The sequence below is a fragment of the Cupriavidus sp. HY129 genome (assembly GCF_059492215.1).
Genome location: NZ_CP083254.1, coordinates 3,060,560 through 3,075,999, shown reverse-complemented (window position 1 = coordinate 3,075,999; position 15,440 = coordinate 3,060,560). Strand labels below are relative to the sequence as shown.

Sequence of the window (15,440 nt, the reverse complement as noted above, 5' to 3'; positions counted from 1 at the left end):
ACGAATTCAATGAAGCATATTGTCAAGAACATCCACTTCGTAGGTATTGGCGGGGCCGGCATGAGCGGCATCGCCGAGGTCCTGCTGAATCTGGGCTACAAGGTCTCGGGTTCCGACGTGGGCAGCAATGCCGCCACGCGGCGCCTGGCTTCGCTCGGCGCGCGCGTGGCTCATGGCCACGACGCGGAGAACGTGACGGGCGCCAATGCCGTGGTGGTATCCGCCGCGGTGACCAACGACAACCCCGAAGTGCTGGCAGCCCGCGCCAGGCGTATCCCGGTGGTGCCGCGTGCGGTGATGCTGGCCGAGCTGATGCGCCTGAAGCAGGGTGTGGCCATTGCCGGCACCCATGGCAAGACCACCACGACCAGCCTGGTGGCATCGGTGCTGGCCGAAGGCGGGCTCGATCCGACGTTCGTGATCGGTGGCCGCCTGAATTCAGCCGGCGCCAACGCGCGGCTCGGCACGGGCGATTTCATCGTCGCGGAAGCCGACGAGTCCGACGCGTCGTTCCTGAACCTGTTTCCGGTGATGGAAGTCATCACCAATATCGACGCCGACCACATGGACACCTACGGGCATGATTTTGCCCGGCTCAAGCAGGCGTTCGTGGAGTTCACCCAGCGCCTGCCGTTCTACGGCATTGCCGTGCTGTGCGTCGATGACCCGAACGTGCGCGAGATCCTGCCGTTCGTGTCCAAGCCGGTGGTGCGCTACGGATTTGCCGAGGACGCGCAGATTCGCGCCGTCAATGCGCGCGCCGTCGATGGACAGATGCACTTCACCGTGCTGCGCCAGCTCAATGGCCACGCCGAGCCGCCGCTCGACATCGTGCTGAACCTGCCGGGGATTCACAACGTGCAGAACGCGCTGGCCGCTATCGCGATCGCCACCGAACTCGAAGTGCCGGACGCGTCGATCGTCAAGGCGCTGCGCGAGTTTCACGGCGTGGGCCGCCGCTTCCAGCGCTATGGCGAGGTGGCGACGCCCGACGGTTCGGGCACGTTCACGCTGGTCGACGACTACGGCCACCACCCGGTCGAGATGGCCGCGACGCTGGCCGCCGCGCGCGGCGCGTTCCCGGACCGCCGGCTGGTGCTGGCATTCCAGCCCCATCGCTTCACACGCACGCGCGACTGTTTCGAGGACTTCGTCAAGGTGCTGGGCACCGTCGACGCGCTGCTGCTGGCGGAGGTGTACGCCGCCGGTGAATCGCCGATCGTCGCGGCCGATGGCCGCGCGCTGACGCGCGCGCTGCGCGTCGCAAACAAGGTAGAACCCGTTTTTGTCGAGCAGATCGAGGACATGCCCCAGGCCATCCTGAATGCCGTACGGCCCGGCGATGTGGTCGTAACCATGGGCGCTGGCTCGATCGGCGCGGTGCCGGGCCAGTTGGTATCGCATCAACAAGGGGGGCAGCAATGAGCTTCGTCGCCCATCCCAATATCGATCCGAAGTCGCTGGGCAAGGTTGGCGTGCTGCTGGGCGGCAAGTCCGCCGAGCGCGAGATCTCGCTGCTGTCCGGTAACGGCGTGCTGGCCGCGCTGAAGTCGCGTGGCGTCGATGCGCATCCGTTCGATCCGGGTCTGCAGCCGATCAGCGAACTGGCTGCGGCAGGTTTCGACCGCGTTTTCATCGCGCTGCACGGTCGCTACGGCGAAGACGGCACGATGCAGGGCCTGCTCGAGCAGCTTGGCATCCCCTATACCGGCAGCGGCGTGCTGGCGTCGGCGCTGGCCATGGACAAGCAGGCTACCAAGCGCCTGTGGATGACGCATGGCCTGACCACGCCGCGCTTCGCGATGCTCTACGCGAATACCGATTTCGATGCCGTGGTTGCCGATCTTGGCCTGCCGCTGATCGTCAAGCCGGCCCGTGAAGGGTCGTCGATCGGCCTGACCAAGGTGGTCGCCGCGGACCAGATGCGCGCTGCGTTCGAGAAGGCTGCAGGGCTCGATGCCGACGTGATCGCCGAGACGTTCATCGACGGCGCGGAGCTGACTTGCCCGATCGTGGGCGAGGGTCCGACGGCCGAAGCGCTCCCGGTTATCAAGATTGTCGCGCCGGAGTCGAACTACGACTATCAAAATAAGTATTTTACTGACGATACCCAATACCTGTGCCCCTCGACATTGCCCGACGCGCTGGAGCGCGAAGTGCGCGCGCTGGCCGTGGAGGCCTTCCGGGTGCTGGGGTGTCGTGGCTGGGCCCGCGCGGACGTGATGCTGACGCGCGACGGCAAGCCTTATCTGCTCGAAATGAATACGTCCCCCGGCATGACCGGCCATTCGCTCGTGCCGATGGCGGCGCGTGCGCAGGGCATCAGCTATGAGGATTTCGTCATGCAGGTACTGGCGGCCGCCACGCTGGACCTGCATCCGAATGAACACTGGAAACCCGAATAACCGCAGTACCGACCGCCTGACCGACGACACATGTGGCATAACGCGCGCCTGCTCAACCTGCTCGCCTCAGCGCTATACGCGCTGGTGGCGCTCATGGCGCTTGGGGCTGGGCTGCTGTGGCTGGCCCAGCGGCCGGTGTTCGCCATTACGCATGTCGAGCTGACATCGATGGATGGCGAGCCGTTGCGCCACGTGAACGCGCCGAGCGTGCGGGCGAACGCGCTGGGCAAGCTGGCCGGCAACTTCTTCACGCTCGACCTGAACACGGCGCGCCAGGCGTTCGAGTCGGTGCCCTGGGTGCGCCACGCGAGCGTGCGACGCGAGTGGCCGAACGGCCTGGCGATCCAGGTGGAAGAGCATGAACCCCTCGGTACCTGGGGTGGTCCGGATAGTGGCAGGCTGATCAATACCTATGGCGAGGTATTCGTGGCCAACACCGCCGAGGCCGAAGAGGATGCCCAGCTGCTGGCGCTTGACGGACCGCCGGACAGCGAGGGAGACGTGGTCGAGAAGCTGGAGATCATGCGCGAGTGGTTCAAGCCGATGAAGCTCGAACCGCTGGCCGTCGCGCTGTCGGGGCGTTATGCATGGCGTGCCAAGTTGTCTAACGGCATGGTCGTCGAATTCGGCCGCGAGCAGAACGACGAGGATCGCACGGCCATGGAGGCGCGGGTCAAGCGCTTCGTGGCGTCGTGGCCGCAGGTCACGGAGCAGATGGGCAAGCAGATCGAGTATGCCGATCTGCGCTATCCCAACGGATTCGCGATCCGGGCGGCCAGCGTGCGCTTCCTGACCGATGCGCAGGCAGCGGCGGCGGCCAAGGCGGCGACCAAGGCTGCCAGCGGCACGGCAACCCCCCAGGCGGCTTCGGCCGGTAACACCAACAACAATCCGACGCGACTCAAGAGTAAGAACGCGGAGAAAACTCGATGAGCAAGGAATACAAGGACCTACTGGTCGGTCTAGACATCGGCACCTCGAAGGTGGCGGCCGTGGTGGCGGAACTGCGCCCCGACGGCAGCTATGAGGTGATCGGGATGGGCCAGTCCGAGTCCAAGGGTTTGAAGAAGGGGGTCGTGGTCAACATCGAGGCAACCGTGCAGTCGATCCAGCGCGCGCTGGAAGAAGCCGAGCTGATGGCTGACTGCAAGATCGCCGAGGTGTTCACCGGCATTGCCGGCAGCCATATCCGCAGCTTCAACTCGAGCGGCATGGTGGCGATCAAGGACAAGGAAGTCACGCAGACGGACGTGGCCCGGGTGATCGAGACCGCCAAGGCGGTCAACATCCCGACCGATCAGCAGATCCTGCACATCCTGACCCAGGAATTCATCATCGACGGCCAGGAGGATGTGCGCGAGCCCATCGGCATGAGCGGTATCCGGCTCGAAGTGAAGGTGCATATCGTGACGGGCGCGGTTAGCGCGGCCCAGAACATCGTCAAGTGCGTGCGCCGCTGCGGCCTGGAAGTGCACGACCTGATCCTGCAGCCGCTGGCCTCGAGCCTGGCGGTGCTGACCGAGGACGAGAAGGAACTCGGCGTGGTGCTGGTGGATATCGGCGGCGGCACGACGGACATCGCCATCTTCAGCGAAGGCGCGATCCGGCACACGGCCGTGATCCCGATCGCCGGGGACCAGATCACCAACGACATCGCCATGGCGCTGCGCACGCCGACGCCCGATGCCGAGGACATCAAGATGCAGTACGGCATTGCCAAGCAGGCGATCGCCGACCCGGAAGACATGATCGAGGTGCCTGGCGTGGGCGACCGCGGCACGCGCACGCTGAGCCGTCAGGCGCTGGCCGCCGTGATCGAGCCGCGTATCGAGGAACTCTATTCGCTGGTGCACCAGGTGGTGCGCGAGTCGGGCTACGAGGAACTGCTGTCTTCGGGCGTGGTGATCACCGGTGGCACGGCCATGATGCCGGGCATGGTGGAACTGGGCGAAGACATCTTCCTGAAGCCCGTGCGCGTGGGCGTGCCCGAGTATCGCGGCAACCTGCACGAAGTCGTGAAGAGCCCGCGTTACTCCACGGTGATGGGCCTGCTGCAGGAAGGATGCGTTCAGCGTATGCGCGGCCGCAAGGTGGCGGTGCAGAGCGGCTCCGTGAAGCAGGTGTGGGGACGCATGAAGGAATGGTTTGTCGGCAACTTCTGACGAGATTGCCGGTCAGGTTTTCTTTGACGTGATACGCGACTGGCGTCAGCGAGATGGCGGAAATGCACGTTGAGCAGTTTTTTCGCAGTTTTTCTGGTTAGTTGTTCTTGATGGTTTCTTGTTCAGGAACCAAGGGTTGCGGCGGGGAGGCTGCAGCGTTTGGGGACTGATTTTTCTCGGAGGCAGTGATGGACTTTGACATGATCGAAACGGAGATTCAGGACGGCACCATCATCAAGGTGGTGGGCGTGGGCGGCGCGGGCGGCAATGCCGTGCAGCACATGATCAGCCGTGGCGTACAGGGTGTGGAATTCATTTGCATGAATACCGATGCCCAGGCGCTGAAGCGCTCCACCGCATCGCGCGTGCTGCAACTGGGCAACACCGGCCTTGGAGCCGGTGCCAAGCCGGAAGTTGGCCGTAACTGCGCGGAGCAGGCGCGTGACCAGATCGCCGACGCCCTGCGCGGCGCGCACATGGTCTTCATCACTGCCGGCATGGGCGGTGGCACCGGTACCGGTGCTGCGCCGATCGTGGCGCAGGTGGCCAAGGAAATGGGCATCCTGACCGTGGGCGTGGTCAGCAAGCCGTTCGACTTCGAAGGCGCGCGCCGTGCCAAGGTGGCCGAACACGGTTCGGGCGAACTCGAGTCGTCGGTGGACTCGCTGATCGTTGTGCTCAACGAGAAGCTGTTCGAAGTGATGGGCGACGACGCCGAGATGGACAAGTGCTTCCAGTGCGCCGATGACGTGCTGCATAACGCTGTCGCTGGCATCGCCGAAATCATCAATGTCGACGGTCTCGTGAACGTCGACTTTGAAGACGTGAAGACGGTGATGGGCGAGCAGGGCAAGGCCATGATGGGCACGGCTACCGTGTCCGGCGTGGATCGCGCCCGCCTGGCCGCCGAACAGGCCGTGGCCAGCCCGCTGCTCGAAGGTGTGGACCTGTCCGGCGCGCGTGGCGTGCTGGTCAACATCACGGCCAGCCGCTCGTTGAAGCTGTCGGAAACCAAGGAAGTCATGAACACGATCCGCAGCTACGCCGCGGAGGACGCGACCGTGATCTTCGGTACGGTGTACGACGATTCGATGAGCGACGCGCTGCGCGTGACCGTGGTGGCCACTGGCCTGGGCCGTTCGGCCAAGAAGCAGCAGCCGATGACGCTGCTGAAAACCGGCACGGACAACATCCCGGTGCAGATGATGGCTGGCCTGACCGCTGCCCCGGCGCATGCATCGCCGGACTACAGCGGCCTGGATACGCCGGCCGTGTGGCGCAGCTCGCGCGAGTCGGCGTCCGCCCACGTGGCGGCGCTGCAAGAGAAGGGCGTGGATACGTACGACATCCCGGCCTTCCTGCGCAAGCAGGCTGACTGAGTTGGGCTCCGGCAGGGCCGTGGCGTTGGCCGCGTGCCTGGCGGGTTGTCGCTGGTCCGTTCCGCATCGCCCGAGCGCTCCCTTTCCGCTCGGTGATTGCCTGGACTGACGCCATCCGTCAGTGCGCCGGCACGCGTCGCGCCCGCGCCGAAAGCAGTCCGTCCGCATCCCGTTGCCGGGCAGGCAGGCCATCGGCCGCCTCCCCGGACTGGTTTCCCGCCTCCCAGCGGCGGGATGTGCCCCCGTCCGCGCGGCGCGTCCACAAGACGCGCCGCGCGGCGTTTGAGCAGCAAGCCGACTGCCCTGCACTTGACATAGCTGAAGCCAGGATTCGCCAATGCGACGCTTGGTTGCAACGGCATCCGCCCCTATGATGCAGGCAGGGTTTCTACCGAGAGGAGGAATCTCCCATGATCGCCATTGGGCAACGCGTCCCCGACGCCACGCTGTACGAATTTTTCGAAACCGAATCCGAAGGCTGCGCGCTCGGGCCGAATGCGTTTTCGGTGGCCGAACTGGTCAAGGGCCGCAAGATCGTGGTCTTCGGCCTGCCCGGCGCCTTTACCCCGACTTGCTCCGCGAAGCATGTGCCCAGCTATCTCAAGGAGTACGATGCGTTGCGTGCCGCCGGTGTCGACGAAATCTGGTGCCACTCGGTCAACGACGCCTTTGTGATGGGTGCCTGGGGACGCGAGCAGAAGGCCACAGGCAAGGTCAGGATGATGGGTGACGGCGCCGCGCAATGGGCCAAGGCCCTGGGGCTGGATCAGGACCTGAGCCAGCGCGGCCTGGGTGTGCGCGCCAAACGCTATGCGATGGTCGTCGATGACGGTGTGGTGACCCACCTGTTCGTCGAGGAGCCGGGCGAGTTCAAGGTCAGCAGTGCCGAATGGGTGCTGCAAGCGTTGCGCGCCTGATACGGTAGTTCGGGCGTGAATGCTTTATGCGTATCATTTCGGACGTTGTCTAACACCCCGAAACAAAGTGGTGCAGCGCAATAGACCGAGTAATGGTAGTATCACGTTATCAAGTTTTACGCCCAATAGCTTTTAATAATAGTTGAGGCCGTCATGCTCAAACAGCGCACTATCAAATCCCTGGTGAAGACGGTTGGTATCGGTTTGCACTCGGGCCGCAAAGTGACGCTGACCCTGCGCCCGGCTCCGGCCGATACCGGCATTGTCTTTACCCGCGTCGACCTGCCCGAGGCCGTGGAAATCCATGCGGCGGCTTCGGCCATTGGTGATACCCGTCTGGCATCGGTGCTTCAGAAGGACGGCGCGCGCGTTTCGACCGTTGAACACCTGATGTCGGCCTGCGCCGGCCTGGGTGTCGACAATCTTTATGTCGACGTCGACGCCGAAGAAATTCCGATCATGGACGGCAGCGCGGCATCGTTCGTGTTCCTGCTGCAGTCGGCGGGCATGGAAGAGCAGCCTGCGGCCAAGCGTTTCATCCGCGTGAAGAAAGCCGTGGAAGTCCGCGATGGCGACAAGCTGGCTCGCCTGGAGCCGTTCTTCGGTTTCAAGCTTGCCTTCACGATCGACTTCCGCCATCCCGCTGTCGACAAGACGGGTCAGACGTTCACGATCGACTTTGCCGACACCAGCTACGTCCGTGAAATCGCCCGTGCCCGCACTTTCGGTTTTGCCCATGAAGTTGAGGCACTGCGCGAGATGGGCCTGGCACGCGGGGGCAGCCTCGACAACGCGATCGTGCTCGACGAGCACCGCATGTTGAACAACGAGGAACTGCGCTACGGCGACGAGTTCGTCCGCCACAAGATCCTCGACGCGATTGGCGACCTGTACGTGATCGGCCATCCGCTGATTGCTTCATATGTTGCGCACAAATCTGGCCATGGCATGAACAATCAGTTGCTGCGCGCGCTGCTGGCGGACCAGGAAGCCTACGAATTCGTGACCTTCGACAAGGTCGAGGAAGCGCCCGTCGCGTTCCTGCCACAGGCTCAGCCGGCATTTGCCTGACAACTGACTGGCATCAAGCTTCGATCGAAACCCCGCGCCTCGAAAGAGCGCGGGGTTTTTTGTTGTCTGTGGGATGGTGCCGGGCCGCGCATCCAGCCGCAACAAACTACTGATAAGGGGGCTGAGCGGGCGTAGCGAGGATCGAATCAGCGATGCCGGGCCAGCAAGGCCACCACCGCATCCTTCAGCGGTGACGCCTCCAGGTTGTGCGCCAGCACGTCCATGCTGTGCAATCCGGCGGGCGATAGATTGGCCGTTCGCGGCTTGCGTTCGACCGGGTCAGTGTCCCAATCGCCACGCCCGACCTCCGGTTGTACCCGTACACGGATTGCGGTAACCTGCGATCCCCGTTGTTGCAGCCGGGAAAGCAGGGTCGGCACCACTTGCCGGACCCGCGCGGCCGCCGCGCCATGCGCGGCAAGCAACAACAGTGTGCGTTCCGTTTGCGGTCCCCGGTCGTCAGTCTTGATGCCGGCCACGGCGATGCCGGCCCGCATGCCTTGCGGCAGGAGCGACAGGACTTCCGCTTCCAGAGATGCCAGTTGCCGCGCGGTCTGCATCAGCGCCGAAACCGGCCCAGCCTTGGCCAGCCAGTCATTGAGTGGCTTGGCCGCAGGGGTCTGGTGAGCGTGGTGAGTGAACATGCGCATGCGCGCATTCTAGCGCGCAATCCTTGCCCGTCCGAGAGCCGGGATGCCTTTGCCCGCGTGCGCACGGGGCCGAAAGAGCGGCCCCGTCTTTTGGGGTGGGGTTAGGTCATGCAAATCATCGTGCTACATCCGCGCGAGCAGCGGATGCTTCGTTTTCATCTCACGCGCCTGCGCGTCGCGCTGCTCATGCTGGCGCTCTGCTCGTTCGTTGCTGCCGCCGCTTCAGGGGTGACCTGGCTCGCGGCGCGCTCTCAAGCGTCGCCCGAGGTCTCGCGACAAGCACGCGAAAACGCCTTTCTACGGCAGAACCTGGCGGTGCTTGCCGCGAGCGTAGGCGATCTGCAGGCGCAGATGGTTCGTCTGGATGCCCTCGGTGAGCGGGTTTCGGGTCTCGCCGGCATTGCCCCCCAGGATTTCGACTTTCGCCATCGTCCGGCCCGTGGCGGCCCGACCGCGCCGGCGCAGTCGACCGAACTGACCTTGCCGGAGTTGCGCGCCGAGCTGGCGCGCCTGGGCGAGCAGGCCGAGCACCGCGTCGACTACTTTGACGTGATCGAGACCGCGTTGATGGACCGTCAGATGAGAGAACGACGCATCCCCCGGGTGCTTCCCGTAGCAACCGGGTACGACGGATCCAGCTTCGGTGCGCGGATCGATCCTTTCACCGGTCGCCGCTCTCAGCATGATGGCGTGGACTTCGTGGCGCCCACCGGCACGCCGATCCTGGCGGCCGCAGGTGGCGTGGTGGTGGCAGCGGAATGGCACAACGAGTACGGCAACATGATTGATATCGATCACGGTAACGGACTCAAGACCCGGTATGCTCATGCGTCGAAGTCGCTGGTTCGGGCCGGCGATATCGTCCGCCCTGGCCAGATGATTGCCCGGGTCGGCAGCACGGGGCGCTCGACCGGCGCGCACCTGCACTTCGAGGTCCATGTGAACGGTTTGCCACGTAACCCGAACGGCTTTCTGAACGCGGCCGCACCGGTGCCCTTGGCCGAGGCGCTCTCCCCAACCGACCGTACCGCCATTCGCTGATCGTCGAACCCTGGGCACGCAGCGGAACATTGAAGTCGGTGAGGTTGTCCCAACCTCACCGGTAGCCTGTCCCGGACGGGCGGCTCCGGTTATCGCCCGGGCCTGTTGCGCCCATGCAGATTCTGGCCTGGCAGCGGTCCGGTCAGGACATCGGCACATGATAAACTCGGCGTTTTGCGCCAATCCACCCATTCCTCGCGCGTGGCTGCCCGGTTCGCCGCTGGTCGCTCGCAGGTGAAAGCACTCGATGATCACGGGCCTTCTCAAGAAAGTCTTCGGCAGCCGCAACGAACGGCTGATCAAACAATATCGCCGCACGGTCGAGCAGATCAATGCGCTCGAGCCGAAGTTCGAGAAGCTCTCGGACGACGAGTTGCGTGGCATGACCGAGACATTCCGCCAGCGCCATGCCGGCGGCGAGTCGCTCGAGGCACTGCTGCCTGAGGCTTTCGCCGTCTGCCGCGAAGCCAGCAAGCGGATCATGAAGATGCGTCACTTCGACGTGCAGATGATCGGCGGCATGGTGCTGAACGACAACAAGATTGCCGAAATGCGCACCGGCGAAGGCAAGACGCTGACCGCCACGCTGGCCGTGTATCTCAATGCGCTGACCGGCAAGGGCGTGCACGTGGTGACGGTCAACGACTACCTGGCGCAGCGCGACGCCGAGTGGATGGGGCGCCTGTATAACTTCCTGGGCCTGTCGGTGGGCGTGAACCTGTCGCAGATGCCACACGATCAGAAGCAGATCGCGTACAACGCGGACATCACGTACGGCACCAACAACGAGTTCGGCTTCGACTATCTGCGCGACAACATGGTCTATGACCCGTCGCAGCGCGTGCAGCGTCCGCTGCACTACGCGATCGTCGACGAAGTGGACTCGATCCTGATCGACGAGGCGCGCACGCCGCTGATCATCTCGGGCCAGGCCGAGAACCAGACCGATCTTTATCAGCGCATGAACGGCATTCCGAAGCTGCTCGAGCGCCAGATCGGCGAGGAGAAGGCCGACGGTACCGGCGTCGAGAAGCCGGGCGACTACTACGTGGACGAGAAGGGCCATCAGGTCTACCTGACCGAGGCCGGCCACGAGAAGGCCGAGCAGATCCTGTCCCAGCTCGGCCTGATCAGCGAGGGCGAATCGCTCTACGCGCCTCAGAACATTACGCTGATGCACCACCTGTACGCCGCCCTGCGCGCGCAGAGCCTGTTCCATCGCGACCAGCACTACGTGGTGCAGAACGACGAGGTCATCATCGTCGACGAATTCACGGGCCGCCTGATGACGGGCCGCCGCTGGTCCGATGGCCTGCACCAGGCCGTGGAAGCCAAGGAAGGCGTGACCGTCCAGCAGGAAAACCAGACGCTGGCAACCATCACGTTCCAGAACTACTTCCGCATGTACGAGAAGCTGGCCGGCATGACCGGTACGGCCGACACGGAAGCCTACGAATTCCAGGAAATCTACGGCCTCGAGGTCGTGGTGATCCCGACCAACCGTCAGGCCCAGCGCAAGGACCTGCAGGATCAGATCTACAAGACGTCGAAGGAACGCTACGACGCCGTGGTGCGCGATATCCGCGACTGCTACGACCGAGGCCAGCCGGTGCTGGTGGGCACGACGTCGATCGAAACGTCCGAGTATCTGTCGGACCTGCTGAACAAGGAAAAGCTGCCGCACCAGGTGCTGAACGCCAAGCAGCACGCGCGCGAAGCCGAGATCGTGGCGCAGGCCGGCCGGCCCAAGATGGTCACGATCGCCACCAACATGGCCGGTCGCGGTACCGACATCGTGCTGGGCGGCAACGTCGAGAAGCAGGCCGGTTTTATCGAAGCCGATGCCAACCTGTCCGATGCCGAGAAGGCCGAGCGCATCGCCAAGCTCAAGGATGAGTGGCAATCGCTGCACGACCAGGTCAAGGCGGCTGGCGGCCTGCATATCGTCGGCACCGAGCGACACGAGTCGCGCCGGATCGACAACCAGCTGCGCGGCCGTGCCGGCCGTCAGGGCGACCCGGGTTCGTCGCGCTTCTATCTGTCGCTCGACGACCAGCTCCTGCGTATCTTCGCCGGTGACCGCGTGCGCGCGATCATGGAACGCCTGAAGATGCCTGAAGGCGAGCCGATCGAAGCCGGTATTGTCACGCGCTCGATCGAATCCGCGCAGCGCAAGGTCGAAGGCCGCAACTTCGACATCCGCAAGCAACTGCTGCAGTACGACGACGTTGCCAACGACCAGCGCAAGGAAATCTACAAGCTCCGCAACGACGTACTCGAATCGCAGGACGTCGGCGACATGGTGGCGAACCTGCGCGAGAGCGTGCTGGTGGAGGTGTTCCGCGAATACGTGCCCGCCGAGAGCATGGAAGAGCAGTGGGACATCGCTGGCCTGGAGCAGCGCCTGCGTGACGACTGGGGTCTGGAGCTGCCGCTGGCGAAGACCATCGAAGGCGCGCAGAGCATCGAAGATGAAGAGCTGCTGGACATGATCCTGAAGGCAGCGCGCGAGCACTACGACGCCAAGGTGGCGCAAGTGGGTCGCGAGTCGTTCGCCGGCTTCGAGCGCTCGGTCATGCTGCAAAGCATCGACACGCACTGGCGCGAGCACCTGGCCGCGCTGGATCATCTGCGTCAGGGCATCCACCTGCGTGGCTATGCGCAGAAGGATCCGAAGCAGGAGTACAAGCGCGAATCGTTCGAACTGTTCGCGCGCCTGCTGGACGTGATCAAGAGCGAAGTCACGCGCGTGGTGTTCAACGTGCATATCCAGTCGCCCGAGGAACTCGAACAGGCTTCGGAGCAGATCGAAGAGGGCCTGGCGCACCTCGAGAACGTGCAATACAAGCACGACGAGTTCGCCGAGGGCGCCGAGCCTGTGGAGCAGGCAGAGCCGGCACGCAGCAACACGGCCGCCGCGGCGCTGGCCGCGATGGGCGGCGAAGCGGCGCTGGCCGGCATGCCCAAGGTTGGCCGCAACGACCCGTGCCCGTGCGGTTCGGGCAAGAAGTTCAAGCAGTGCCACGGCAAGCTGAGCTGAAGCCAGTCCGTCGCGGTCGGTGATAGGCGCGCGCGGCGCGCATCACCAAACCATCCAGCACATGCCCGCTTGAACCCTGCGTCAAGCGGGCATGTTCGTCAGGTGCATCAGAGAATTTGAGGAAATCACCATGCCAGTGAACCTGCCCCTGCCCCAGGCAGAAAACTTGAAATCCGTCGCCGGCGTCGAGCTTGGCTGGGCCGAAGCCGGTATCCGCAAGGCCAATCGCAAGGACGTGCTCGTGGTCCGCGTGGCCGAAGGCAGCACGGTGGCGGGCGTGTTCACGCAGAACCGGTTCTGCGCGGCGCCAGTGCAGGTTTGCCGCGAGCATCTCGCCGCGGGCGCTGGCATTCGTGCCATCGTGGTGAACACTGGCAATGCCAACGCCGGCACCGGGGAACCGGGTCTGGCCGCCGCGCGCGCCACGTGCGATGCGCTGGCCAAGGCACTGGCCATCCAGTCGAACCAGGTGCTGCCGTTCTCGACCGGCGTGATCCTGGAACAGCTTCCGGTCGACCGCCTGACCGCCGCACTGCCGACGGCTATCGCCAACGCACGTGCCGATAACTGGCTGGCCGCCGCGGAATCGATCATGACCACCGACACGCAGCCGAAGGCCGCCTCGCGCACGGTGCAGATCGATGGCAAGACCGTGACGCTCTCCGGCATCAGCAAGGGCGCCGGCATGATCCGCCCGAACATGGCGACGATGCTCGGCTTCATCGCCACCGATGCCGCCGTGGCGCAGCCGGTGCTGCAGAAGCTGGTGTCGCACGCCGCCGATCACTCGTTCAACAGCATCACGATCGACGGCGATACGTCGACCAACGACTCGTTCGTGCTGATCGCTTCCGGCAAGGCCGGCGTGACGATCGAACGCGCCGACGGTGCCGCGTTCGAGGCGCTGCGTGATGCCGTGACGGCGCTGGCTCAGGAACTCGCGCAGGCGATCGTGCGCGATGGCGAGGGCGCCACCAAGCTGATGACGATCCGTGTGGAAGGGGGCAAGAATGTGGCCGAGTGCCGCCAGATCGCCTACGCCGTGGCCCATTCGCCGCTGGTGAAAACGGCGTTCTATGCCTCGGACCCCAACCTCGGCCGTATCCTCGCCGCTATCGGCTATGCCGGCGTCAACGACCTCGACGTCGATCGCGTGAACCTGTGGCTCGATGACGTGTGGGTCGCGCGTGACGGCGGCCGCAACCCCGAGTATCGCGAGGAAGACGGTCAGCGCGTGATGAAGCAGGCGGAGATCACGGTGCGCATCGCGCTGGGCCGTGGCGACGCCGAAGCGACCGTGTGGACCTGCGACCTGTCGCATGACTACGTGTCGATCAACGCCGACTATCGTTCGTAAGTTCGTAATTCTGGAAGACTCGCCCCATGTCTGACCTCGCTGCCCGCCTCGATGGCTTCCTTGCCCGACTTGAACAATGGCTGCCGCCGGAACTGACCGACGCGGACTGGAAGGAGGCGGTAGCGTTCCGCTGGCGCAAGCGCCAGAGCCTGTTCGGCAACATCGGCTATCTGCAGGCGATCCGGCAACTGCCGCCGATCCATCTGGGCGATCTGAAGAACATCGATCGCCAGAAAGACGCGATCGTCGCCAATACCCGCCAGTTTGTGAACCGGCTGCCGGCCAACAACGTGCTGCTGACCGGCGCGCGTGGCACCGGCAAGTCGTCGCTGATCAAGGCTTGCCTGAATGCATTCGTGAACGACGGGCTGCGCCTGGTGGAAGTAGACAAGGATGATCTGGGCGATCTCGGAGACATCGTCGAGCAGCTTGCGCAGCGCCCCGAGCGCTTCGCGATTTTCTGCGACGACTTGTCGTTCGAGGACGGCGAATCCGGCTACAAGTCGCTCAAGTCGGCGTTGGACGGCTCGGTGGCCGCGCAGTCAGACAACGTGCTGATCTATGCGACGTCGAACCGCCGGCATCTGCTGCCCGAGTACATGAAGGACAACGAGACGTACCAGCACACCTCCGATGGCGAAATCCATCCGGGAGAAGTGGTGGAGGAGAAGATCTCGCTGTCCGAGCGCTTTGGCTTGTGGCTGTCGTTCTACCCGCCGAAGCAGGACGAGTACCTGGCCATCGTTGGTCACTGGCTCGGACACTTTGGCTGCACGCCCGCCGATATCGAGGCCGCACGCGGCGATGCGCTGGTTTGGGCTCTCGAGCGCGGCTCGCGCTCCGGGCGCGTGGCGTGGCAGTTCGCGCGCGACTGGGGCGGCAAGCATGGCAAGCCGTTCGTGGCTGATCCCGCGACTGATTCAGGCAGCAAGGCATGAGCGGTCAGGTGGACACGGTGAAGTCCGCCGACGGGCAGACGCGCAAGGTCACGGAAGTGGCGGTTGGCGTGATGATCCAGGCGGACGGCAAGTTTCTGCTGGCGCAGCGTCCGGCAGGCAAGCCGTACGAGGGCTACTGGGAATTTCCGGGCGGCAAGCTCGAGCCCGGCGAATCGGTTGAGGCGGCCCTGGCGCGCGAGCTGCACGAAGAACTCGGCCTCGACATCGTGAGGAGCGAACACTGGCACACGCTGGAGCATGATTACCCTCATGCCTATGTGCGCCTGTATTTCCGCAAGATCACGGAATGGCGCGGCGATCCGGTCGGACGGGAGGGCCAGGCATTCTCCTGGCAGACAGTGCCTGTGTCGGTGGGGCCGCTCCTGCCGGCGACGATCCCAGTCGTCGACTGGCTGGCGGAAGAATCCCGCGCAAGCTGAAATCGGTGCCCGGCTCCTGCCGGGCAATTTTTTTAGACCA

The 15,440-nt window shown here is 64.3% G+C and carries 13 protein-coding genes; 12 read left to right on the top strand and 1 reads right to left on the bottom strand.

Annotated features, from left to right (window positions below):
• The first annotated feature begins 9 nt into the window (after positions 1 to 9).
• The 7 genes from murC (at position 10) to lpxC (ending at position 7,934) form a co-directional block, all read left to right on the top strand.
• On the top strand, positions 10 to 1,425 hold the full coding sequence (gene murC, locus K6G35_RS14065) for a UDP-N-acetylmuramate--L-alanine ligase (RefSeq protein WP_495675863.1): 1,416 nt from the start codon (positions 10 to 12) through the stop codon (positions 1,423 to 1,425).
• A complete protein-coding gene (locus K6G35_RS14060) occupies positions 1,422 to 2,405 on the top strand; it encodes a D-alanine--D-alanine ligase (protein WP_008650312.1) in 984 nt (327 codons plus the stop codon). The genes murC and K6G35_RS14060 overlap by 4 nt, the downstream gene beginning before the upstream one ends.
• A gap of 30 nt (positions 2,406 to 2,435) precedes the next feature.
• Positions 2,436 to 3,338 (top strand): cell division protein FtsQ/DivIB, encoded by a 903-nt coding sequence (locus K6G35_RS14055; RefSeq protein ID WP_008650314.1) that lies wholly within the window; start codon positions 2,436 to 2,438, stop codon positions 3,336 to 3,338.
• A complete protein-coding gene (gene ftsA, locus K6G35_RS14050; RefSeq protein WP_008650315.1) occupies positions 3,335 to 4,567 on the top strand; it encodes a cell division protein FtsA in 1,233 nt (410 codons plus the stop codon). Before K6G35_RS14055 ends, ftsA begins: the two co-directional genes overlap by 4 nt.
• A gap of 188 nt (positions 4,568 to 4,755) precedes the next feature.
• Positions 4,756 to 5,946, top strand: coding sequence for a cell division protein FtsZ (gene ftsZ / locus K6G35_RS14045; protein WP_008650317.1), 1,191 nt, complete (start codon positions 4,756 to 4,758; stop codon positions 5,944 to 5,946).
• A 410-nt stretch (positions 5,947 to 6,356) separates the two neighbouring features.
• Positions 6,357 to 6,863, top strand: a complete 507-nt coding sequence (locus K6G35_RS14040; protein WP_008650319.1) for a peroxiredoxin — start codon at positions 6,357 to 6,359, stop codon at positions 6,861 to 6,863.
• Between the two features lie 153 nt (positions 6,864 to 7,016).
• Positions 7,017 to 7,934, top strand: coding sequence for a UDP-3-O-acyl-N-acetylglucosamine deacetylase (lpxC, locus tag K6G35_RS14035; RefSeq protein WP_008650320.1), 918 nt, complete (start codon positions 7,017 to 7,019; stop codon positions 7,932 to 7,934).
• A gap of 146 nt (positions 7,935 to 8,080) precedes the next feature.
• Here the strand turns inward: lpxC and K6G35_RS14030 are convergent, their stop codons facing one another.
• The gene (locus tag K6G35_RS14030) at positions 8,081 to 8,584 is read right to left on the bottom strand and encodes a DciA family protein (RefSeq protein WP_008650321.1); all 504 of its coding nucleotides are present in this window, start codon (positions 8,582 to 8,584) and stop codon (positions 8,081 to 8,083) included.
• A 108-nt stretch (positions 8,585 to 8,692) separates the two neighbouring features.
• Between K6G35_RS14030 and K6G35_RS14025 the strand changes: the two genes are divergently transcribed.
• The 5 genes from K6G35_RS14025 to K6G35_RS14005 all read left to right on the top strand — a co-directional run bounded on the left by K6G35_RS14025 (position 8,693) and on the right by K6G35_RS14005 (position 15,400).
• Positions 8,693 to 9,625: a M23 family metallopeptidase gene (locus tag K6G35_RS14025; RefSeq protein ID WP_495675862.1), complete on the top strand. Its 933-nt coding sequence runs from the start codon at positions 8,693 to 8,695 to the stop codon at positions 9,623 to 9,625.
• 247 nt (positions 9,626 to 9,872) lie between these two features.
• Positions 9,873 to 12,665, top strand: a complete 2,793-nt coding sequence (gene secA / locus K6G35_RS14020) for a preprotein translocase subunit SecA (protein ID WP_495675861.1) — start codon at positions 9,873 to 9,875, stop codon at positions 12,663 to 12,665.
• A 130-nt stretch (positions 12,666 to 12,795) separates the two neighbouring features.
• A complete protein-coding gene (gene argJ / locus K6G35_RS14015; protein ID WP_035884311.1) occupies positions 12,796 to 14,022 on the top strand; it encodes a bifunctional glutamate N-acetyltransferase/amino-acid acetyltransferase ArgJ in 1,227 nt (408 codons plus the stop codon).
• Between the two features lie 26 nt (positions 14,023 to 14,048).
• Positions 14,049 to 14,960 (top strand): ATP-binding protein, encoded by a 912-nt coding sequence (locus K6G35_RS14010; protein WP_008650326.1) that lies wholly within the window; start codon positions 14,049 to 14,051, stop codon positions 14,958 to 14,960.
• Entirely contained in the window at positions 14,957 to 15,400 is a 444-nt protein-coding gene (locus K6G35_RS14005; RefSeq protein WP_008650327.1) for an NUDIX domain-containing protein, read from the top strand. The genes K6G35_RS14010 and K6G35_RS14005 overlap by 4 nt, the downstream gene beginning before the upstream one ends.
• The last annotated feature ends 40 nt before the right edge of the window (positions 15,401 to 15,440 follow it).

Coding starts and splice junctions, on each gene's coding strand:
- secA (WP_495675861.1), top strand. CDS start 9,873: ATGATCACGGGCCTTCTCAAGAAAGTCTTCGGCAGCCGCAACGAACGG.
- murC (WP_495675863.1), top strand. CDS start 10: ATGAAGCATATTGTCAAGAACATCCACTTCGTAGGTATTGGCGGGGCC.
- ftsZ (WP_008650317.1), top strand. CDS start 4,756: ATGGACTTTGACATGATCGAAACGGAGATTCAGGACGGCACCATCATC.
- K6G35_RS14030 (WP_008650321.1), bottom strand. CDS start 8,584: ATGCGCATGTTCACTCACCACGCTCACCAGACCCCTGCGGCCAAGCCA.
- ftsA (WP_008650315.1), top strand. CDS start 3,335: ATGAGCAAGGAATACAAGGACCTACTGGTCGGTCTAGACATCGGCACC.
- K6G35_RS14060 (WP_008650312.1), top strand. CDS start 1,422: ATGAGCTTCGTCGCCCATCCCAATATCGATCCGAAGTCGCTGGGCAAG.
- K6G35_RS14005 (WP_008650327.1), top strand. CDS start 14,957: ATGAGCGGTCAGGTGGACACGGTGAAGTCCGCCGACGGGCAGACGCGC.
- K6G35_RS14040 (WP_008650319.1), top strand. CDS start 6,357: ATGATCGCCATTGGGCAACGCGTCCCCGACGCCACGCTGTACGAATTT.
- K6G35_RS14055 (WP_008650314.1), top strand. CDS start 2,436: ATGTGGCATAACGCGCGCCTGCTCAACCTGCTCGCCTCAGCGCTATAC.
- K6G35_RS14010 (WP_008650326.1), top strand. CDS start 14,049: ATGTCTGACCTCGCTGCCCGCCTCGATGGCTTCCTTGCCCGACTTGAA.
- argJ (WP_035884311.1), top strand. CDS start 12,796: ATGCCAGTGAACCTGCCCCTGCCCCAGGCAGAAAACTTGAAATCCGTC.
- lpxC (WP_008650320.1), top strand. CDS start 7,017: ATGCTCAAACAGCGCACTATCAAATCCCTGGTGAAGACGGTTGGTATC.
- K6G35_RS14025 (WP_495675862.1), top strand. CDS start 8,693: ATGCAAATCATCGTGCTACATCCGCGCGAGCAGCGGATGCTTCGTTTT.